This is a genomic window from Mucilaginibacter ximonensis (assembly GCF_042686265.1).
GTDB classification, from domain to species: domain Bacteria; phylum Bacteroidota; class Bacteroidia; order Sphingobacteriales; family Sphingobacteriaceae; genus Mucilaginibacter; species Mucilaginibacter ximonensis.
On sequence record NZ_JBHUPD010000001.1, the window covers coordinates 957,175 to 979,399 of the forward strand.

General features: G+C 40.9%; 17 protein-coding genes and 1 tRNA gene. 13 read left to right on the plus strand and 5 right to left on the minus strand.

Annotated elements, in window-relative coordinates:
- Nucleotides 1–152 precede the first annotated feature (152 nt).
- Nucleotides 153–308: a hypothetical protein gene (locus ACFS5N_RS04350; protein ID WP_377182611.1), complete on the minus strand. Its 156-nt coding sequence runs from the start codon at nt 306–308 to the stop codon at nt 153–155.
- 71 nt (nt 309–379) lie between these two features.
- On the opposite strand from ACFS5N_RS04350, the gene ACFS5N_RS04355 reads away from it, so the two are divergent.
- From ACFS5N_RS04355 to ACFS5N_RS04365, 3 genes are read left to right on the plus strand one after another with little or no spacing between them, the layout of a single operon-like run.
- Nucleotides 380–994: a DUF5343 domain-containing protein gene (locus tag ACFS5N_RS04355; RefSeq protein WP_377182613.1), complete on the plus strand. Its 615-nt coding sequence runs from the start codon at nt 380–382 to the stop codon at nt 992–994.
- A 2-nt stretch (nt 995–996) separates the two neighbouring features.
- Nucleotides 997–1,572 carry a Swt1 family HEPN domain-containing protein gene (locus ACFS5N_RS04360; RefSeq protein ID WP_377182615.1) on the plus strand — a complete coding sequence of 192 codons (576 nt, stop codon included), beginning with the start codon at nt 997–999 and terminating at the stop codon, nt 1,570–1,572.
- Nucleotides 1,572–2,150 carry an MltR family transcriptional regulator gene (locus tag ACFS5N_RS04365; protein ID WP_377182617.1) on the plus strand — a complete coding sequence of 193 codons (579 nt, stop codon included), beginning with the start codon at nt 1,572–1,574 and terminating at the stop codon, nt 2,148–2,150. Before ACFS5N_RS04360 ends, ACFS5N_RS04365 begins: the two co-directional genes overlap by 1 nt.
- A 316-nt stretch (nt 2,151–2,466) precedes the next feature.
- On the opposite strand, the gene ACFS5N_RS04370 is transcribed toward ACFS5N_RS04365, so the two are convergent.
- Nucleotides 2,467–2,937 (minus strand): Lrp/AsnC family transcriptional regulator, encoded by a 471-nt coding sequence (locus tag ACFS5N_RS04370; protein ID WP_377182619.1) that lies wholly within the window; start codon nt 2,935–2,937, stop codon nt 2,467–2,469.
- A 260-nt stretch (nt 2,938–3,197) separates the two neighbouring features.
- On the opposite strand from ACFS5N_RS04370, the gene ACFS5N_RS04375 reads away from it, so the two are divergent.
- The 8 genes from ACFS5N_RS04375 to ACFS5N_RS04410 all read left to right on the plus strand — a co-directional run bounded on the left by ACFS5N_RS04375 (nt 3,198) and on the right by ACFS5N_RS04410 (nt 15,000).
- Nucleotides 3,198–3,764, plus strand: a complete 567-nt coding sequence (locus ACFS5N_RS04375) for an RNA polymerase sigma-70 factor (protein WP_377182621.1) — start codon at nt 3,198–3,200, stop codon at nt 3,762–3,764.
- A 108-nt stretch (nt 3,765–3,872) separates the two neighbouring features.
- Nucleotides 3,873–5,024 (plus strand): FecR family protein, encoded by a 1,152-nt coding sequence (locus ACFS5N_RS04380; RefSeq protein ID WP_377182623.1) that lies wholly within the window; start codon nt 3,873–3,875, stop codon nt 5,022–5,024.
- Nucleotides 5,025–5,286: 262 nt separating this feature from the next.
- Nucleotides 5,287–8,790, plus strand: a complete 3,504-nt coding sequence (locus ACFS5N_RS04385) for a SusC/RagA family TonB-linked outer membrane protein (protein ID WP_377182625.1) — start codon at nt 5,287–5,289, stop codon at nt 8,788–8,790.
- A gap of 24 nt (nt 8,791–8,814) precedes the next feature.
- Nucleotides 8,815–10,311, plus strand: coding sequence for a RagB/SusD family nutrient uptake outer membrane protein (locus tag ACFS5N_RS04390; protein ID WP_377182627.1), 1,497 nt, complete (start codon nt 8,815–8,817; stop codon nt 10,309–10,311).
- Nucleotides 10,312–10,330: 19 nt separating this feature from the next.
- Nucleotides 10,331–12,094, plus strand: a complete 1,764-nt coding sequence (locus ACFS5N_RS04395; RefSeq protein ID WP_377182629.1) for a redoxin family protein — start codon at nt 10,331–10,333, stop codon at nt 12,092–12,094.
- A 2-nt stretch (nt 12,095–12,096) separates the two neighbouring features.
- The gene (locus ACFS5N_RS04400; RefSeq protein ID WP_377182631.1) at nt 12,097–13,221 is read left to right on the plus strand and encodes a redoxin domain-containing protein; all 1,125 of its coding nucleotides are present in this window, start codon (nt 12,097–12,099) and stop codon (nt 13,219–13,221) included.
- Nucleotides 13,222–13,224: 3 nt separating this feature from the next.
- Complete coding sequence (locus ACFS5N_RS04405; RefSeq protein ID WP_377182633.1) at nt 13,225–13,680, plus strand: protein-disulfide reductase DsbD domain-containing protein; 456 nt, start codon at nt 13,225–13,227, stop codon at nt 13,678–13,680.
- Between the two features lie 417 nt (nt 13,681–14,097).
- Nucleotides 14,098–15,000: a DUF6694 family lipoprotein gene (locus tag ACFS5N_RS04410; protein ID WP_377182635.1), complete on the plus strand. Its 903-nt coding sequence runs from the start codon at nt 14,098–14,100 to the stop codon at nt 14,998–15,000.
- 303 nt (nt 15,001–15,303) lie between these two features.
- Here ACFS5N_RS04410 and ACFS5N_RS04415 read toward each other — a convergent pair.
- Nucleotides 15,304–15,377 (minus strand) — tRNA-Pro (locus ACFS5N_RS04415).
- 244 nt (nt 15,378–15,621) lie between these two features.
- Here ACFS5N_RS04415 and ACFS5N_RS04420 point away from each other — a divergent pair.
- Nucleotides 15,622–16,437, plus strand: a complete 816-nt coding sequence (locus ACFS5N_RS04420; RefSeq protein ID WP_377182637.1) for a hypothetical protein — start codon at nt 15,622–15,624, stop codon at nt 16,435–16,437.
- A gap of 42 nt (nt 16,438–16,479) precedes the next feature.
- A complete protein-coding gene (locus ACFS5N_RS04425) occupies nt 16,480–19,272 on the plus strand; it encodes an outer membrane beta-barrel protein (protein WP_377182640.1) in 2,793 nt (930 codons plus the stop codon).
- A gap of 360 nt (nt 19,273–19,632) precedes the next feature.
- Here ACFS5N_RS04425 and ACFS5N_RS04430 read toward each other — a convergent pair whose 3' ends face one another.
- Nucleotides 19,633–20,409: a tetratricopeptide repeat protein gene (locus ACFS5N_RS04430; protein WP_377182643.1), complete on the minus strand. Its 777-nt coding sequence runs from the start codon at nt 20,407–20,409 to the stop codon at nt 19,633–19,635.
- Nucleotides 20,399–22,201 carry a BatD family protein gene (locus tag ACFS5N_RS04435; RefSeq protein WP_377182645.1) on the minus strand — a complete coding sequence of 601 codons (1,803 nt, stop codon included), beginning with the start codon at nt 22,199–22,201 and terminating at the stop codon, nt 20,399–20,401. The genes ACFS5N_RS04430 and ACFS5N_RS04435 overlap by 11 nt, the downstream gene beginning before the upstream one ends.
- Nucleotides 22,202–22,225: the final 24 nt, after the last annotated feature.

The following is a 22,225-nucleotide window of genomic DNA, read 5'->3' on the forward strand; positions in this document are numbered from 1 at the left end:
ATTTATAAAACAAAGGTGTTTTCAATCCCATCCTCTCTGTTTTGTTGTTAGTCGAACTCCACAACTCGTTAGTTATCAAATACTTATAACATAAAAGCGCCTTGCATTCCTATGCAGTCTTAAAATATTGCACCTTTGAACACCTTAACTCGCTATAAACCAACCTCTTTCTTAATTATCTTAACAATTATTTCTACAACTTTATTTAATAATGCTTCCTCGCTACCTGCATAGATATTTCTATTCATAGCTTTCGTTTTAATTGGTCGATCTGATATTCTTTTGGCTTTTCTTTTTGTTGTTTTCATAATATTAATTAAATTGATTTTCAAACATTTACAATAAAAATGCCTAAACTTGTTTGTTAACACCTAACCAAATGACCGATACTTATCCTTATATGGTTTCCAATAATAAATTGGGGCCTATTTTTGAGAAAATCAAAACCGCAGCAAGACCATCTAAATTCACTAATGAATTTTTAAAAACCATTGGCTTTACCAGCAGTAATGACAGAGCAGTTATTCCATTACTTAGAAGACTGGGATTTATTACTGATGATGGCACACCAACTGCGGCGTACGACAAATTAAAAGACAGCACTCTGCATAAACATATTATCGGGGAAAGGATGAGGGACCTTTATTCTGATTTGTACACAGTAGATGAAAATATTCACGCTGCTTCCGATGATGAAATAAAAGGGGCAATTTCAAGGATTACTGGGAAAGATGCGAAACTGGTTAATTATTATTTTGCAACATTTAAATTATTAGCTTCATTAGCTAAATTTGATGGTAGCCCTATTTCAAAAAAGGAAAAAGAAAAACAAGAGAAACCACCAGAGCAGCAAGGCGGTGGAAATAGTGATGAAGAAAAGAGAAAGGTTAAATCTGACTTTCATTATAATATTCAAATTCATTTACCTGCAACCACTGATATTTCGGTATATAACGCAATTTTTAAAAGCTTAAAGGATAATTTGATAATATAAACATGGATAGCATTATAAAACTGAAGCAATTCGTGTTTAATGGCATTCTGACTGAAGATAGCCTATCTACACTTGAAAAAGAAGGAATTTCAATAAGGCAAGGCAGTAATATTCAGCCTATTGCTAGAATTGAAGAAAATGATTTCAGCCCTCGAATAATTCATAGCGCGAGTAGAATGGCATCTATTTATATTGTATTCTTTTGTCTTGAAAATGCAGTAAGGGAATTGATCTCAGCTCGACTTTCTGAAAGAAGAGGCATTGACTGGTGGAAGAGTGTGCCTGAGAAGATAAGGAAGAATGTAGATGGTTTAATAAAAGAAGAGGAAAAATACAGATATCACGCCCAACGTTCTACTTCAAATATTGGATATACAATGTTTGGTAATTTAGGGCAAATTATTATTGCAAATTGGGAAGACTTCTCTGATTTAATTCCCAATCAACAATGGCTAACATCAAGGTTTGAAGACCTCGAAAAATCGCGAAATATTATTATGCATACTGGACTCCTTCCAGAAATTGAAATAGAAAGAATTGAAAGTATTACCAGAGATTGGCTAAGACAAGTAGGATAATGACAGACGAGGAAAAACTAAAAATAATTGGAGAAAGATATGAAGAGGTTATGTCTTTCAGACGGGAACTAACCAAAGAAACGGATAGAGGTTGTGCTTTAATGGCAGGATCGTTTTTAGAATTTGAATTACAAAAATTAATAGCTTCAAAACTTGTTGGAACAAGCAAAGTTATAAATGAACTTTTCGATTTTAATGGTCCTTTAGGTACATTTTCATCAAGAATAAAAATGTCGTATAGTTTAGGTTTGATAAGTAAAGAAACCAAAATGGACTTGGATATTATTAGGAAAATACGAAATGAATTTGGTCACAAATATGAATCAATAACCTTTGAATCTCCATCTATAAAATCATTAATAAACAATTTGAAGCAGCATGCGTATGTTGCAGATTCTATAAGAACAAGGGCACTCTTCACAAGTTCTGTTTTGGGCACACTTGGTCAAATAAATGGTGCTGACCACCTTATTCCCAAATTCAAAGAATTCATGCACAACCCGGTGCCTGAAAATTACAAACAAAAAATCCATGAATTAGTAAAAAGTATAACAGATGAATTAACATCTAAAAAGTAAGCAATTAGGTGTTCAAAAAATCTCCCATGCTAAATTTTTTGAACACACTCTGACAGAAAGATCGCACAATTATTGTCCATAACTTTCAGACTTTTTCTGTTCACATTTTTCCAAAATCCGCTCTACAATCATCAGGAAGCCATAAATGTGTTCAATTAAATTCCCGCCCTAGGTACAAAAGGAAATAACACAGGGTCGTTATTTCCTTTTTTTATGCAATTAAATGGCTTATTTCTCAAATATGTATCGTCACAGCGTCTAATAATATATACTATGTGTATTATTAATCCGCTTTCTGGCTTGGGTTCTTTAATTACTATAAAGGATATGCGGTATCACTTTTTGTCTGCGACAATACAAAAAAACTCTCAACTGTTTTTATATACGGCAGAATTGCAAGTTTGTGCCGATAAAAGTCATGATAAGCGTCCATGTCTGAAGTGGCAATTCTGAGGATGAAATCAAATGCGCCCGTCATTTGAAAACATTCCATCACCTCAGGATATTTTGAAACTTCCCGTTCAAAACTACCTAAGGTCTCAGCGGAATGATCGTTCAATAACACCTGGCTAAACGCTATCAAACTTCGATCAATTTTTTTTCGGTCCAAGATTGCGACTACCGCTTTAATGTATCCTTGTTCTTTCAACCGGCGGGTGCGTTCATGGACCGTTGCTACAGATTTACGAAGTTGAAATGAAATTTCTTTATGGGTCAGAGACGCATCTATTTGAAGTAATTTTAGAATTGCGATATCGGTTGCGTCTAAAGAACTGATGGTAAGCATAAGAAAATAAGCGGATTTTTACTTTATACAATTAGAAAAACTGAAATTAATAAACTTTTTAAATAAAAAATGTTTAAAATTTACGGATTTCAAAAAAATCATAAGCTTTTTTTTCGCTTTGTGTGTGTTTTTTCACTGATAACACGGCGCTTTTTAGCAATATCCCTGAGAAGGCGTAAATTATAATAAGAATAATTCTGTTAACAAAAATTTAACCTATTGGCAATGAATTAGTATATTCGTTTACTAATTAATACGTTGTGGCTGATATTGTCTCTCTTACTGATTTGGAATTGCTTTCCTTATTAAAGGACGATGAAGCTGCAGCTTTTACTGAAATTTATAATCGCCATTGGAAATTTCTTTTTACCGCTGCCAATAATGCACTACGTCACCGTGCGGATTGTATGGATGTTTGCCAGGCCGTGTTTATGTGGCTTTGGGAGAACCGCAAGCAGGTAGAAGTGAAAACCAATCTAAGGGGCTATCTCTATACTGCAGTTAAATATAAAATAGCCAACCTGATCAGGCAGGGTAAAGTGCGGGAAACATTATTAGATAATGTACTAACTGCAGATATTCGTGCCGAAGAGCACCTCGACCTGGAGGTTAAAGAACTGAAAAACTTTATTGCCCAGTTAATACAGGAACTACCCGAAAGATGTCGCGAAGTTTTTTTGCTTAGCCGTGATGAACGCTTGAGCCATCGCCAGATATCCGAACGTTTGGGTATTTCTGAAAAAACAGTTGATGATCATATCACCCGCGCTTTAAAAAAATTACGCATTCCCTTAGGTCGCCTGGCCAATATATTTATGATTTTTTAATTTTTTTATCTGGTTTACAGATAGTTATACTTCATACTACTCTTTTTTCCAAAAACAGGCAGGTGTTAAGGCCGGTAAGTTTGCCTTACTAATAACTGCACATCTGCAATGGACAAAGAATTATTTAAAAATTTAATACATAAGGTTGAGAATGGCACAGCTACCGATGAGGAACTGAGCACGTTCAACGCCTACATGAACCGGTTATCTACTGGTCAAAATTCTGCTTTTAGCCCGATAGAAAATGAGGATGCTATTCGCGACGAAATGTGGGCTAACCTGCAAGCTGCCATTACTCCAGTTAAGACCCGGCGCTTAAATTGGTACATCCCAGTAGGCATCGCAGCCGTGTTGTTGCTGGGTATAAGTATCGGTATACACTTTTTAACCGCAAACCCGACTCCTGAAAAAGAATGGCAGGCGCAGGTTGATCATGATATTAAACCACTTGGTAACGCGGCCACGCTGACATTAGCAAATGGAAAAAAAATAATTTTAACAAACCGGGTGGGCGGCGTGCTAGCTGTACAGCAAAACGCAGTTATTCACCAAACTGCAGGTGGCCAAATTAGTTATACGGATGCTGACAAAAGTCGCGGGTCGGTTGCTTTTGACACACTTACTACGCCGTCAGGAGCGGTTTACAACCTGAAATTAGGCGATGGAACAACAGTTTGGCTAAATGCCTCCACATCACTTCGTTTTCCTGAAAGCTTTCCAAGCGGAAAAAGAGAATTACAATTGCTGTATGGCGAGGCATATTTTGAGGTAGCCCATCGCGCCAATGCTCCATTTAGCGTACGCACAACCCAAGGCCTTGTGGAAGATATAGGTACTCATTTTAATATCAGGGCCTATGCAGATGAGCCGACCGAAAAAACAACCCTGTTAGAAGGTAGTGTTAGAATAACGGCCCAGAACAAGATACAAGCGAAGCTTGTGCACGGGCAACAGGCTCAACTTAATCATACAGCAGTAAAATCATTAAATGTCATCAACGTCGATCTGGACGAAATCATGGCCTGGAAAAATGGGCTGTTTTTATTTGATAACGAAAAACTTAGCAGTATTATGAAAAAAATAGCCGGTTGGTACAATGTAAAGGTTGCTTATCAAAACGATGCTATTAAAAATGAAGTTTTTTATGGCAGTATATCGCGTTTTAAAAACGTATCAGAGGTAATGGACATGCTGGAACGCACTGGAAATAGCCATTTTGAATTAAAAAACAATGTAATTTTTATTAAACCCAAACAATAACTTATTTAAAAAAAAGGCCTATGACAGATCATTAACCCTCGAAAAATTAAGGCTATAATGAAAAAGCCAGGAATGCTACCAACACGCCTGGCTATAATTTCTGTAGTCTGAAGAACTATTGCGCAAACAACATTTCATTCACTAAACAGAGCTTCAAATGTATAAAACTTATACACAAATTGTATATGGCTTTAAATGCCATTGGCAAAAAACATTACAATCCTTTTTTCGGATTGACAAAACAATAAAAAAACAGCTGATCATGAACATTAAAATAACCAGTTTGCTGCTGATCGCTGCCATATTAAAGGTTAGCGCCAGCACTTTTGCCCAGCAGGTTACGTTAAAAAAAGACAATATCACGCTTGGTCAATTATTTAAGGAGATCAAAAAGCAAACCGGTTATAATTTTCTGTTATCGGCAGAGACCATTAATCATGCCGGACGTGTTAATGCAGATTTTAAAAGCACCCCGCTAAATGATGTACTGGACAAGGTATTAAAAGGAAAATCGCTCAATTACACGATCGAGAAAAAAACGATACTCATTTCGCCGGCCCAGCGGTCAATTACGGATATACTCATTGACTACTGGAACCAAATTAGTGTACATGGCAAAATAGTTGATGAAAGCGGCCAGCCTATGCCGGGGGCCACTATCAGAACTAAGAAAGGCAATTCTACCACTATAGCTAATACAGCCGGAGAATTCTTTTTGACTAATGTGGATGATCAAGACTCGGTCGTCATTACTTTCACCGGTTACCTTCCGGTACAGCTACCTGTTAAAGCTGAAATGGGTATTATAACCGTACGGGCTTCTAATGAGTCGCTTAAAGAGATTTCTGTTAGCTCGGGTTATCAGAGTTTGTTAAAAGAACGCGCGCCAGGTGCATATGACCAGGTTGGCCAGAACATACTGGCTAACCGGCCGGTGTCAAATCCTTCGACCGCGTTGCAGGGCTTGGTGGCAGGTATGCAAGGAAAAGAAAATGCTGATGGCTCTGTATCGTTTCTGATCAGGGGAAGCAGTTCTATATATGCTGACAGGTCGCCATTGGTTGTAGTGGACGGTTTCCCGGTCTCCAGAAATGATTTCTCAACGATCAACCCCAACGATATTGAGTCGGTTACCGTTTTAAAAGACGCGGCTGCCGCTTCTATATGGGGTGCGCGTGCAGCCAACGGGGTCATTGTCATCGCCACAAAAAAATCAAAGAATGGCAACAGCGGGCTTACCGTCAACGCGAATGTTTTTACACGCATCTCCAAACTTACGGATCTAAATCAGTTGGTACCTGTTGCGACGTCGGCTGAGCAGATAAACCTCGAAAAGATGGCTTTTCAAAACAGATGGGTGTTTAGAGAAACAGCAGGTTCGTTTCCCAGTGATTTATCCAAACCGCTTACACTTGGCCAGGAGTTACTTTATGCTAACAAAAATGGCACACTAAGCACCGCTGCGATGAATGCGGGCCTGGATAGTTTGAGCAGGATAAACAATCAGGGGCAAATCAGTGATTTTTTATTGCGCCGTGCGGTGCTTAGCCAGTATAATGTAGATTTTTCAGTAGTGGGCGAAAAATCAAAGTCCTATGCTTCGCTATTATTTGAAGATAACAAAACACGTTACCAGGGTACCGGATATAACCGCTATGGTATGAATTTTAGCAACGAATACAAGTTCACAAAATTTCTGACCTTCAATTTTGGGCTATACCTGCAGTATAATAAACAAAACAATAGCGGTGCAACACTTGCCGAATTGAAAAGCCTTTCACCCTATGAAACATTGGTAAAATCCGACGGAACTTATGCCGTAAACTTAAATACATACAACCGGGCAGTTTTATCTGGCTTACCGTTAAACAGTTTTCCGTACTCAGATTTAAGTTACAACCTGTTACGTGAAGTTCGCGGCCGTAATTTCAGTTTACAGGATTACAACGCCAGAATCCAAACCGGATTTAATATCCGCATCATACCAGGTTTAAACTTCGATACCAAACTTCAGTACGAGCGCGGTAAGACCGAAACTGACAACTACTACAGCGATGATACTTTTTATGCCCGCAGCCTCGTAGATCAGAATATAGAATATGATGCTTCGACCCGAACTGTTGGCAGACAATTTTTACCTAAAGGCGGCATAGATCAAAACAGTGTGTCTAATACAGCCAGTTACGTCTTTCGTAACCAGTTAAACTTTGTGAGAGATTTTGGCACTAAACATAGTATTAATGCTATTGCCGGTATGGAAATTTCGCAGTATCGCACTGATACCAGAGCTAACCCATGGTTATTTGGCTATTATCCTGACAAATTACAAACTACTGTGCCTCCGTACGGCTATGGTAGCTCGGTCGAAGAGTTTACAGGTATTGACGGTTTCGAAACAGAATTACCTGGCGGCTCAACAGTGCTTGGTTATGGCTTAGACCGCTACGTATCTTACTACAGCAACGCGGCCTATACCTATGATCGTAAGTATACCATTTCTGGTAGTATTCGTAATGATGCTTCCAATTTTATAACCAAAATACCATCGCTTCGCTGGGAGCCCTTATGGTCTGTAGGCGGATTATGGAATATAAAGAAAGAGAACTTTGCGCAGCAGGTAAGCTGGGTTGACCGGTTAAGTATGAGGCTGACCTATGGCCGTAATGGCAACGTAGAAAAATCAACGTCGACCAATACATTATTATCAGTGGCTACTTCACCAAGTACGGTGACGGGTACTATTACCGCATCTATCTCGGACAATGGCAATCCGACACTGCGTTGGGAAAAAACTACTACTACCAACCTGGGCTTTGACTATACCTTATTTAAAGGCCTACTTTATGGCAAGCTTGATCTTTACAACAAAGCAGGTACAGATATTACCGGCGTTGTAGCACTGCCGGGGGCTACCGGTACTACCAGTCAAAAATTCAATAATGCCGGTATAACTAACCGCGGTATAGAAATAGAGCTGGGTACGCAATTAAAATTACCCGGTATCCCTGTCACTTACAACACATCATTAAATTATGCCTACAACAAAAACGTAGTTAACAATTTATATTACCCGTCTCTAACTGCTGCGCAAATGCTTGATATTCCTAACGCAGTGGTACAAGGCCGCCCAATAAATCCTGTTTATTCGTTTACCTACGCAGGTACAATTGCTGGTGTACCGCAGGTTGCAGGCCCCAATCATCAGCCAAGCACGTTTAACAGCGTGGCGCTGTTATCAGGTTTAGGTTCACAGTTTCTTAATTACGAAGGTACAACAACCCCGCCTCATACCGCTGGCTGGTACAATACATTTGGTTACCGCAATTTAAGCTTGTCGGTATTATTCATCGGCAAATTTGGAGGTGTTTACAGAAATGATACCTACAATTACAATTTTGCCTATGTAGGCTCAAGAAAAACAATCGCCAATCGATATATTTCAGACGTCTATGCAGGCCGCAGCGACATCCCTCCGTTTCCGAAACCTAATGAAAGCAACCTGTATCTGTGGGATCGCTATGTACCTTATTTAAGTGGTTTGGTTGAGAGTTCATCTTACATAGAGTGTAAAGAGCTCATGTTAAACTACACTTTACCTGCGTCTATGATTGACCGCACAAAGCTGCGCAATGTAAAATTGTTTGCCGAACTAAGAGATTTGGGGCTGATATGGGCAGCTAATAAAAAAGGTTACAATCCGGATTGGTTGCCGGGCACAGAACGCCCGCTGGCTACCTGCACCTTTGGCGTCAACATAGGTTTTTAATTAACGGCTTTCAACATCAATAAAATGAAAAAAATTAACATACTCATAATGATACTGGGTATAACTTGCCTGGTATCATGTCAAAAATATTTGGACAAGCCTAATAAAATTCAGGCAGACATTAAAACAGTAGATCAGTTACAAGCCTTGCTGGACAATGTTACGGGGACGGGAACCGGCGGGGTTGCTTTTGGTTACGAAGGCCATAACGCCACAGCCACCTACTCTACCGACGACACAGAGATCACCCCTGAATTGTATAAAAATTATCCCAGCGCTTTCACCCTGGCAAACCTATATTATTACACTTTTGACGTAGATAATGTAATCGGTGCCCCATCAGACCCTTTGTGGAACGGTGAGTTCAGGAAAATATTTAATGCCAACGTTGTTCTGGCAAATGCAGACGAAGCTTCAGGCGATGCTGTTACCAGAAATCGCGTTAAAGCCGACGCCTACTTCATCAGGGCTTATAGCTACTGGACACTGGTAAACTATTACTGTTTACCCTATGCGCAGGCTAATTTTAATTCAAAAGGCTTGCCCATAAAAAAGACTACCAACTATTCCGAATCATTAAAGCGCGCTACGCTAAAGGAAACCTACGATTTTATTTTATCTGATGTCGCCCAGGCGCAGTCGCTGGTCAATTATAATGATGTACAAGCCACTATGAGGTGGCGTATCAGCAAACCGGCTATTGATGCTTTTTTAAGCCGATATTATTTATTTACTGGCGATTATGATAAATCAGTTCAGTATGCTAACAGCGCCCTAACATCACAAACAGCTAAACTGGTCGATTTTAACACGATACCTGCGGGCAACCCGGCTAGCTACAGCAACCCGGCGGCAACTTTAAAATATTCGGCGCTGAATGATTATTCACCGACTAAATTTTTTGCCTGGAGTGAATTTTACTATACGCGTTTTACTTACGCCAGCTCGCAATGGGATATTCCAAGTACTAACCTGCTGGCTATGTATGATCAGAGTAACGATTTACGTTTTATGCTGTTAATGATCCAAAATGGCGGACGCAGAGCTAATGTTATCACTCCGGCGCAATACAGATATGATTATTTTAATGACGGAAGCTACCTGCCATCAGGTCCAACCATTGCTGAAGTATTGTTGAATAAGGCTGAGGCCCTGGCTCGTAAAGGTGATATAACCAATTCTTTAGCTGCAGCCAATATTTTACGCACCAAGAGACTGAAAACTTACGTTGCCCTTACAGCCAATAGCGCTACAGATGCACTCACACAAATTTTACAGGAGCGCCGCCGCGAACTGCCTTTTAGCTTTCGCTGGGCTGATATAAGGCGGTTTAGTGTAAATGAAACGCCGGGTGATGATGTAACCGTTACACATACTTTTTATAAAATGGGCGTAGGTACAGTTGATCTGAATACTATTCAAACTTACACGCTGCCTGCGAAAAGCCTGCGTTACGCGGTACCTATTAACGGCGTTGAGATTACCGCCAGCCAGGGTCAAATCGAGCAAAATAGCTACTAACATTTAATCAGATCGTAACATGCGAATAAAAGCGAAAATATATAGTGCTGTTTGCTTAGCAGCGTTGATTATCGTGCAAACCGCGCAGGTATTGGCACAGGTGCCTCATAAAAAAACGCCAGAAATCTCAGGCGCTGCTAAACTGTCCAAACTTAAATTGGCGGTCGAAGCGAATCCTAATGACATGAATGCCATTCAAGCTTATTATGACACCTTTCTGGAAGTTAAACCGGGACACGAAAAGGAATTGGCGTCTCAGATACGGGCATGGTCGGTTCGATTCCCTTCTGGATATTACTTCCCTGCCTATTTAAAAAGGGCAGCTAAGCTTGCCGCCAGAACAACTGATCCGGCGGCGCTTGAAAAATTAAAAAAGGCGGTAGAGGCAGCGCCCGATAGTTTGAACCGGCACCAGGCATATATAGAAGCCATAGGGCCGGACAACCCTGAAATTATTACCCGGTACAATGTGTTGATGAAAGAGTTTCCACAATCGGCCATAATACCATATGCCTTAGCTAAAGCGTATATCGATAAAGAAAGCCCCAAAGCCAGGCCTTATCTTTTAAAAGCCGTTGAGATAAACCCGAAATTCGCGCCCGCCTGGTATGGTCTCTGGGTGGACGATCTGCGTTGGGGAAATTTCGAAGAGGGATGGGAATACCTGCGGAAGGCGATAGCTGCAGATCCGTCTAACCCGGAGTATCAGTATCGCTATGCAACTTCTTTTATGGGCCTGGATCAACAAAAATTCGCTGATCTCAGTTTTAAAATAGCCCGGGACTTTCCAGATTCTGAATACGCTATTCGCGCCCTGGGTTATCTTGCCGCATGCTCAGGAACCACCCAACTAAGGATTAAGTGTTACCAGATGCTTCACGACGACTTCCCGAAGGAAAAAACCGAAGCCTACATGTCTTCTTATTTCGATGTATTACTTGCTGCAAATCCTGAAAAGGCCAGGGAACTGGCTATGGAAATGAAGCTTGTAAACAGTGCAGAATGGAGTGACTTATTAACGCAGGCGGAATCATTTATCCAGGGGAAAAAGTTGATGGATCAAAATCAGCCTGCCGAAGCTTTGGCTATTTTAAACAAGATAAAATTAGCGCGTTATTCAGCATACAGTAAAGAACGCTTATTGCTTTTAAAAGCAGAAGCAACCGATCAAACGGGCAATCACTTTGCAGCTTACGACATGTTGATGCGGGTATTTGTAAAGGATCCATCCCCTGAGTTGTCTGCCGCTTTATATGCTTATGGTGCAAAATCTGGGAAAAATGACGCCGCCGTTAAAACAGATATTTATGCAGAGCTGAATGCTGATGCCAAAGCAGCCACGCCCTTCTCCTTAAAAAAATATATTGGTGAAGGCAAGGCTTCGCTTGCTGATTACAAAGGTAAGGTTTTATTGCTGACCTATTGGTTCCCCGGCTGCGGACCATGCCGGGCTGAAATGCCGTTTTTTGAGAATGTGGTTAAACAATATAAAAGCAGGCCATTAGCGTATGTTGGAATTAATATTGTGCCTGAGCAGGATGAATATGTTATCCCTTTTCATAATTCCAGCGGTTTCAGCTTCACTCCTCTTGCCGAACTTAAGGGAAGGGATAAAGGCAATTTGGACAACCAGGGATCTGCTCCGACAAATTTTCTGCTAGATCAGAATGGGCGCATTATTTTCAGCGATTTCAGTATACATGCCGAGAATGAAACACATCTAAAAATGATGATAGATCTGCTGCTGGACGCGCCGGCTGACTTTATGAAACAAAAATCGTGAAGATGAAAAATAGTTTAACGGTTATCGGCCTATTTACTTTATTAACACTGACAGCGTTTGCCCAGCGACAGAAAACGGCTGGTTTTACATTAGCCGGTTTTCTTGCGCCCCATGCTTCCGGTAAAGTTTTTATATACTACGAAAAAAACGCAGTCAGCTATGTAGACAGCGCTAATGTGATTGCCGGCAAATTTAAACTTTCCGGCACGCTGGCCGCTCCTGCATTTGCATGGTTGAGCTTTCAACCGGCAGACACCACCATCAGGAAGCGTAATATCGTCGGCCTTTTTCTGGAACCCGGTCAAATGAGGCTATCATCAACAGACACCTTGAAAGACGTTACAATTACCGGTTCTAAATCCGACCATGATTTCGTACCTATCCGCAAAGCGCTGAAGGTTTATGCCGCTAAATCCAGCCAGCTAAACCAGGAAGCCAGAGCTTATCAAAGCGCTAATGATACGATGGGGCTAAATTTGGTGGTAAGCAAAATGCGGGAATTAGCAAAAGAGCTAAAAAACGGCACCTATCGGAAATTTGTCAAAGAACACCCGGCATCGCCGGTGGCTTTGTACGCCCTGAATCAGGTAGCGGGCTCCGATCTGGATCCAGACGACATAGAACCTTTATTCAAAAGGCTAACACCACAGGTGCGTCATTCAAGAGCCGGCGAGGATCTTGCAGAGAAAATCAGGATTGCCAAAGCCACTATTATCGGTCATTCGATAACTGATTTTGCGCAGGCGGATACCTCCGGCAAACTGGTTCGACTATCGTCTTTCAAAGGAAAATATGTACTGATTGATTTTTGGGCCAGTTGGTGCGAACCTTGCCGGGCAGAAAACCCAAGCCTGGTGAAATCGTTCGAAACTTTTAAGTATAAGGGCTTTACGGTGCTAAGTGTTTCGCTGGATAAAAGCAGAGCAAGTTGGTTAAAAGCCATCCGGGATGATAATTTGCAATGGACGCATGTTTCAGACCTGAATTTTTGGGATAACGCGGTCGCCAAAAAATTCAACATACGTTACATTCCGCAAAACATATTGATCAATCCGTCCGGAAAGGTAATTGCCCGTAATCTGCAGGGTAAAGAGTTAACTAAAAAATTGGCAGATATTTTAAAGTAAATCATGAAAAAAATATATAAATATTTACTGGCGACGGTCTTCGTTTTAACCGTAAACCCAATAAAGGCGCAAATTTTACAACCCGTACACTGGAGTTATGCTGCAAAGAAAACCGGTGTCAACGAGGCCGTAGTTTTTCTTAAAGCTGATATTGATGAAGGCTGGCACGTTTACTCACAGCAGGTAGCTCCAGGAGGGCCGGTTAAAACCAGTTTCAAATTCAACCTTTCGGCCGATTATATTTTAGTCGGTTCGGTTACAGAGCCCAAGCCCATAAACCGCTTCGAAGACGTTTTCGGAATGACCGTGAGCTTTTTTGAAAAAAGCGTCATTTTTCAGCAAAAATTAAAACTTAAGAAGGGCCAGACAAAAGTGAGCGGTACGCTAGAATACATGACGTGTAACGACGAAAAATGCCTGCCGCCAGATAATGTAGAGTTTACTATTCCTGTAAAGTAAGTTACTCGTTAAAATTGTCTAAGCTACCCAACTTATCGGTTGACAAAGACTGGTGGCTCCTCAACAGGATACTTCAGGCGCAACCACTAAATGAAGAACCTGAAAATTTTCAGGTTCTTCATTTTTTTAGCTCATTTAGAATCGAGTGATTTGTGCCCTTTTCCCTACAAATCCTTCAAACAGAGTTAGCCGGGTTGTTTTATGGTTTTTAAAAACACCACCATTAGCCTTTTTGTATGATTGTTCATACCGCATCACAATTTTTCAAACAGAGCTTTCTCATTGCTAGAATCTTTAAACTAAAAAATTATAATGAAACAAAAAAACCAACCTGATTGCTCAAACTGGCTTTTTAATCTTTAGTTTAATTAAACAAAAATTGCTGAAACAGGTTTTATTTAGAAATCTGTTTTAGCTATGACAAACAACCACCCTAAACTAATCTTAATAGCTTTTCTTCTGCTTGGATACGTGCTTTGCTTTTCGAGCTGCGGACCAAGTATTGACGGCAGCTCTGACGCAACGTTTAAAAAATCGTACCAGGAACTTAAAAAAGGCCACAGCGACAAAGATACAGCTAAGTTAAATTCGGCTATAAAAGTGCTTGCATTTTCTATATTAGGACAAAGAATGGACGCCCCTGCTTCGGGTAGACAGCTAACAATAAACGATGAGCTCAGAAAACAACTGGATGGCAAGCGGTATAGCACGATCATCAGTATGGCGGAGGATTCGCTTAAATCTGCAAAAAAACGTGAGATCGCTTTCGTTCAGAAACAAATTGCCGACCTTCAGACTGAAAGCAAGCAGCGTAAAGCCCCCTATGAAGCTTTAAAAAAGCAACTCGGTATTATACAGGGCCGGTTTATTAAGATCGAACAGCATGGCGGAGAACCAACAGCTTACTTCGAGTTTAAAAATACATCTAAATACACTCTGGATCATTTCACTTTGACAAGCATTATACGTTCTGTCTCGAAACGTAATATAGTGACCAGTTCCACAAGCTTTTTTGGCGGCGTTAAAACATTAAATTACAATGATACGCTGACGGTAACGGTATCCATCAGCGACTTTAGTAAAGGCGAAACACCGGAAGTACCCTGGAATTCCATAGTATACCCGGTTACCGATCTGAGCCGTTATAATATGGTTGCATCGGCTTACGCGCAGGAAATTGAAATTAACGGCAAAGATGCAGACCTCAATACCGCAAAATGGAGCGACGATGATCAGGCAGATTTTGAACAAAAGTTGCATGATCTTGAAGCAAAGTTAAAAGAGGCACAAAACCTACCTGAAAACCTTGACAATATTTGATTAAACAGACCATTGGTTTATGTGCGTCAAGAAGTTATCATAAAACGCCGGTTAAAGGTTTAATCCCCGCCAACGCAAATTCATTTGCGACAAACGGATTGAAACACGACATAAGTTACAAGCAATACCGATTGCAGTAAAAACGCATGAACAATTTTACGGACTAAAAAGCAGTTGCGAAAAGGCAAGTAGAAGTTTGGTGTTAGAGGCTACTTTAGAACTATAATAATTTAAATAGTCATAAAAAAACCCTCTAAATTATACAATTTAGAGGGTTTTGATACTACTTGGTATCGCTTGTTGTCGGGATGGCAGGATTCGAACCTGCGGCCTCCACATCCCAAATGTGGCGCGATACCGGGCTACGCTACATCCCGAAAGGGAATGCAAAAGTAGTGTTTAAAAACGTTGTTGCAAATATTTTTTAAAAAGAATTTGAATTCTATTCGTCCCGCCCTCAAAATCAATTAAATAATTTTTTTTGCCGTCATATACAGATCAATTTACATTGTTGCTTGCAGGCAGGCATCTGGGCGTTAAGCAACATTTATATGACATATACCCTATTGATTAAACTTCGATGTAATTTCGCAGTCAACCAATCCTAAAAAAGGGAGCTTTATGAAAAAGATTGTATTCTTATCGTTTTTTACAGCTTTAGGGCTGATGCAAGTTTGTGCACAGGACAAATTAAAATCGGTACAGGAAGGAAGTGTAGCTGCCCCTGCTAATGCCAAAATAGACGGAAATTTATCTGAATGGCCTGCCGCTTTTCAAGCTTACAATAAGTCGGTTAAACTTTTTTACACCTTGGCAAATGATAGTAAATACCTCTATTTTATAGCTAAGTCGACCGACCTAACCAATATTGCCAAAATACAAGCAGGTGGTATCAATATCATTATAAATACTGCTGACAAAAAGAAAGATGACAATGCATTTAGTTTAACTTACCCGGTAGTTAACAGGGGCGGCGGCCGTGGTTTTCGGCGTGGCGGCTTTGGTGGCTTTGGGAGAAATGCAGACTTAACAGATTCTGCTAAAAAAGCCATGACTGCCGAAGCACATAAACAATTGATTGATGCCGCCAAGGAAATTAAAGTAACAGGTTTCAAAGACATTACCGATACCCTGATTTCTATCTATAACGAATACAGTATCAAATCGGCTGTAGGGTTTGACGACAAAGACGCTATAATATGCGAAATTGCTATCCCGCTTAAAGAACTTGGCTTAACTGTAGACCAGCCTAAAGAATTTGCTTACCACATAGTTCTCAATGGTCTGCCTTTGCCAAACGGCGCCAGTTTTGGTGGCGGCGGTGGTGGTCGCGGCGGGCGTGGTGGACGCGGTAGTGGCGGCGGTACCAATATAGACTATCAGGATATGCTGACACCAACCGACTTTTGGGGCAAATACACTTTAGCTAAACCATAATACCCTATCTACAAAAAATAACCTTATATCTACAGAATCAATATGAAGAGACTTTTAGCTCTTATAGCACTGGTATTATCTATTTATGGCAAAACATCTGCCCAGAATAAACCCTTACCCCCACCGCTGCCCTCGCGCGAAGTAAGCGGCGTAGTAAAGGACCCAAAAGGAGAAACAGTTCCCGGTGCGTTGGTAACCTTAAAATCTGCAAAAGATACCCTTAAAACGGCAACAAACGAAGATGGCGTATTTGTTTTTAAGGATGTGAAGCTTGCAACATTTAATCTTACCGTAAGCAGTATAGGCTCAACCACATTTATAAAAAAGTATCTAAATAGCGATGTCGCTAAAAAGCTCGTTCTTGATCCTATTACTTTAAAGGATGCTACTAACGAACTTAACGAGGTGAAAATTAACGGCACACCGAGTGTAACTTACAAAACTGATACCGTTGAATATCGCGCCTCTGACTATAAAGTACGCGCAAACTCAACTGTTGATGAGTTATTGAAGAAAATGGAAGGTATGGAGGTTGGCTCTGATGGTTCATTAGTGCATCAGGGCGAAAATGTTGTGCGCGCCAAGCTTAACGGTAAAGAGTTTGCAGGCGGCAGCGTTGCCCAGGCTATTAAAAATTTACCTGCTGATATTGTCGAGAAAATACAGATTGTCGATGACTATGGCGAACAAGCGGCGCGTACTGGTATAAAAACCGGGTTACCGGAAAAAATCCTAAATATTACAACCAAACCCGACAGATCAGTAGGTATCACCGGAAGAACCACAGACAAAGCCGGTAATAATGGCCGTTATGATGCTAACGTATCAGTTCAACGTATTGACGGCAACCAGGTTATAAGTTTGATTGGCAATGCTAAAAGCACGGTTGATGGCATAGGCGGCGGCAACCCTGGTAATACATACACCGGCTCCCCTTCAGTTAGTTACCGCGACCAATGGAGCAAAAAGGTGCAGGTAAACACCAGCTATGGCTACTGGTATAACAATAATAATTCGATAAATCATCAGTTTGGTAACTTTGTTACGGCAAAATCAGACAAGGCCCCGGGCGGTCCTCAATATTTTGACCAGCAGGGTAGTAATGAAAACCATAGTAACGGTCAAAACGGACACTTTCAAATAGATATACAGGCGGACAGCCTAAATTTTATTCAGGTAAACCCATCTTTTGGTGTTTCTAATTCATCAAATTCAAACAACTACAAGCGTAATGAAATTGATGACTACTCCTATAATGACGGCAGGCCCGCATTTAATCACGTGTTGAGCAGTGGTGAAAGCAGCAACACCAGTGATGGTAAAAACTATGGCGCAAATGCCCTTTGGGTACACCTTTTCAAAAAGCCTAAGAGAAACATATCTGTTAACCTCGGGTATTCGCATAATGAAAATCGATCCAATCAAATTACCGATAAGTATTACAGATATTACGCAGATAGTACTCTAAATAGTTACCAGCCTGAAAAGGACTCATTGGTTAACCTATTGATTAACAGACACAATCAAAACACATCTTATTCAGGTTCTGCTACTTATACGGAGCCGTTAAGTTTGATCTCGTTATTAGAATTCAACGGTAACTGGTCGAGATCAGAAAATGCAGCTAATTCGCAACAAACCGAAATCGATTCAGGCAAACTGGTACCAAGGCCAGACCTCGGCAGCAGATATAACTTTAATATAGTCCAGTCAAGATATACCATAAATTATCGCCTGGATAGTAAAAAAGTTAATATGTCTATCGGCGCCACAGCTATTAATTATAACCTTGCCGGAACGAAGCTTAATAACACAACCGCTCAAAATGCGTCCACTTCGCGACATAATTTTAAAGTGATACCAGCGCTTAGATTTTCGTATTCATGGTCGCGAACACAACGTTTTCAGTTAAACTATAACGGTAGCAATATTGATCCGGACTTTGGTCAGATACAGCCATTTACAGACCGCAGTAACCCATTAAATGTTATTGTGGGTAACCCTAATCTTGATCCGGGCTTTAACCATTCTATCAACGGTTCCTACAATAATTACCTGGCAAACTCAAGGTTTAACATCAGCATTAATGGTTATCTTAACTTGTATACACATAAGGTAACCACCAACACGCTCAATTTACCAATACCAACTGATACTACTAAATTTTATCGTGAAGTACATTTCATCAACCTTGACGGCTCATACGCGTGGGGTACCGGTTACAGTATATCTAAACAGCTGGATGACAGAAGATATAACTTATCTTTAAACGGCAGTGTGAATTACAACTATGCGACAGCTGAAGAAAACGACCTGTTGTTTCATACCACTACCTGGTCATTTAACAACCGCTTCGGCCCGCGTATTAATCCAAACGATAACATTGAGGTAAACCCTTACGTAGGTTATAATTTAACACGCGGCTTTAGTACATTAGATGGCGCTTTCCCTACCCTGTACTCAACTACCCGTTTGGCTGTTGACGGTAAGTTTTACTTCTTTCAAACCTACCAGATCAATTATGACGCCAGCAAAAACTTTGTAAGCGGTGTCAGAAACAGTACTAATCCGCTGGTAATTAATATGGGTTTCCAGAAGGAATTTTTGGAGAAAAGAAACCTGGTGGTAACTTTCGATGTTTACGACTTACTGCACCAAAATAACTTCATTCAGCAACAGGTTGTTAATGGTGGCCAGATCAGCACTATCTCCAACACCAACAGTCGCTTCTTTTTGGTTGGCTTGCGGCTTAACCTGCAAAAATGGGGCGGCCGACCGCAACATAACGGCAAAAACATGCAGCGCCGCGGCGATGGTAGTTTCATCTATAACTAAGGTTAGTTAATCATAAAAAGCCCCTGAGTATCATGCCTGATATTCAGGGGCTTTTCTTTTATAGTGTTTCACTAAAATATGAAACACTTTGAAACAGCAAAATGAGTTAAAATATTTATATTCAGGTATTTAATAAAACGTGGTGAAACACTTTGAAACAGTAGTAAAACTTTAAATAATCTCTATAACTTACTTATTATAAGTTATTTAAATGATTTTATTATAAGAGGCGAAAAATGAGTGAAACACCCAAGGTGAAACAGTAATTTTTTCCTGACCCGTCCTAAAAAAGTTTACACTATTGCTGGTTAATACTGAATTGAATTTACACTTTAGGATTAGCAACTCCAGGGGCAATACTTATATTTCTCTTACATCCCCGGTTTTAATCCAACCCTCGTTGCCGTTGGCCAGCCTGATCTTTAACCAGCCTCCGCCGTTATTGCCCAATACATTTACCTTAGTACCATCATGCAGTACAAATGCTGTTGATACGCGCTCTGCCGGACTTGTTTTTACGTCTACAGTTGAAGTAAAAACAATAGCTTGTTTATTATTTTCAAAATAGCTTACCTGACTTGCGGCAATAACCACCGTACATATTGCCAGAAAAAAGAAAATAAGCGAGCTGAAGAAAGCAAACTTTTTTACACCGCCCGCCAAAGCAAAGAAATACCAGATCAATAAAGCAGAACCGATAAGCGACAAAATAATAGCCGTAGTTGCCAGGCTATCGGCAGCATGTTGCAGAATAAATCCTTTCCACCACTTGCTCAGAAAAAATTCAGGGGCTTCGTCTATCTTGTCAACTGTTTTTGAATTAGCCAGGCGAATGTTAAAATTAATATCATCGTCGCCCGGAGCAAGGCGATGCGCCTTTTCATAGTTTAACAGCGCTTCGGGCATTTCGCCGTCTTTGTAGTAAGCATTGCCCAGGTTGAAATATAGCGCAGCCGATTGATATCCGGCACCTAAGATTTGATTATAAGCATCGATAGCCTGCTTGTACCGGCCATTGTCATAAAGTTTATTGGCTTTCTCAAATTGCTCCTGCTGGCTGTTGGCAGCAAACACCAATACCGGCACGAGCATCATTGCCAAAAAGCAAAACATCAGCTTGATTTGATTAAATTTCATCTTCAATAGCATTTATAATCCTTTTTGCTTTTTCAAAAACCTGTTGTGCCGATATTTGAGTTACCGGTGCGTAACGGGCCATTTCGCACAGGTCAAGTGTCTCCAGCAACTCCCCTATGGTTTCTTCCTTAGCCGATTTTGCACGCAAAGCGGTCGCTATTTTATCTCTGTCCAGATCGGCATAACTAATATTCAGCTTATTGCTCAAATAGCCATATAAGCCTTTAAAAACAGCCTCATAGAAAGCCTGAATATTATTAGCCTGCAACTCTTTGCTGGCATTGGCCAGGTGTTTGGCAGCAATTTTACCGGCCCGCCGGCTTTTAACGCCAGCCACATCGGCATTTTTTATACGAAGTTGATTGCGTATTATAAATGCCACCACACACAAAATTGGCCCTAATAACAATAACAAATAAAAACCTGCCGAACCAAAGTAATCATCCCCTTGTTCATGTAAACCAGCATCGCCGGTTTTAAGATAGCGAATGTCTTTATTTAGCAGTTTAACGTCCTCCTTGTCGTCGCCAGATAACGAGGTAACATTATTCTCGTTTAAACCTTTTTCTACATGGATCTTGTACGATTTGGTGGTGAGTGTTATGTACCTGCCGGTTTCCGGGTTAAAGTACGAAAAGGTAACGGGCGCAATGGTAAAATCGCCCTGATGCCGCGGTATAACCAGGTAATTGTAAACACGGGTGCCTGAAACGCCGTCGGCAGTTTCTTTAACCGAATCGGTCATCTTCGGATCGTATTTTTCAAAGTCGGCCGGGAATTGCGGGTTCGGATCTTTCAATAATTTGATATTGCCTGCCCCGGTGATCTTAATCCGGTAGTTCAGGGCTTCATTAGCCTTGAGCGTTGTTTTATCTATCGAAGCCTCAACAGTAAACTTACCCACAGCGCCGCTGTAACCCGCCGGTTTGCCGGCCTCTGGTAATGGTTTTACGTGTACCACTACGGGCAAACTTTTGGCCGGATAGTTAACTTCCTGCTCGTTACCTCCAAAAAACTGATCCATAAAATCGCGCGGCGCGCTTTGTACACGGGCCACAAAATTCATCTCAAACGGATCGATAGTAATATTACCGGCGTGATCTGGAAATAGAATAATCTGTTTAACATCGGCTACGTTATAACGCTGGCCTTTATAATTTTCTATACGGAAAGATGCCGGGCCTGCACTCTTAACATCTTCGTTCCAAAAACCTGTCAAATCGGGCAGCTTGCTCACCTGGCTTTGTAAAATATCAACGCGGGTATAAACGCGATAGCTCAAAATAATAGGTTGCCCCTGGTAAACATTATTCCTGTTAATGTCCGACCGTAAAAAGAGCAATTTAGACAAGTCGGTATTACGCTGGTTACCCTGGGCATCCAAACCGCCCATACCACGGCTTTGCTGCTGTACAGGGCGACCTTTTACCACCGTCATCCTGATAGTATTGGTCGTCATTTTTTTACCGTTAATTACGGCAGTTGCCGGGCCAATGGTGTATGTGCCTATCTTAACAGGCGTCAAAATATAACTAACAGACGAGCTTGAGGTGGCCTTACCATTTACAAACTCCATACTGTTTGATGTGTTGGGGCCGCTCAATAGCTGGAAGTCGCTCAGATCAGGCGGGTTAAAGCTGCCTGCATCGCCGTTAACAGTAAATATCAGTTCAAATTGTTCTCCCGTAGCTACCGTGGTCTTGGTTACCTGCGCCACAAATTTTACCTCCTGAGCAAATATTTGCGTGCATACCAGCAGCAATAGGGTTAATATGTAGTACTTTATCTTCATGGTTTTGGCCGTAACAACGGCTAT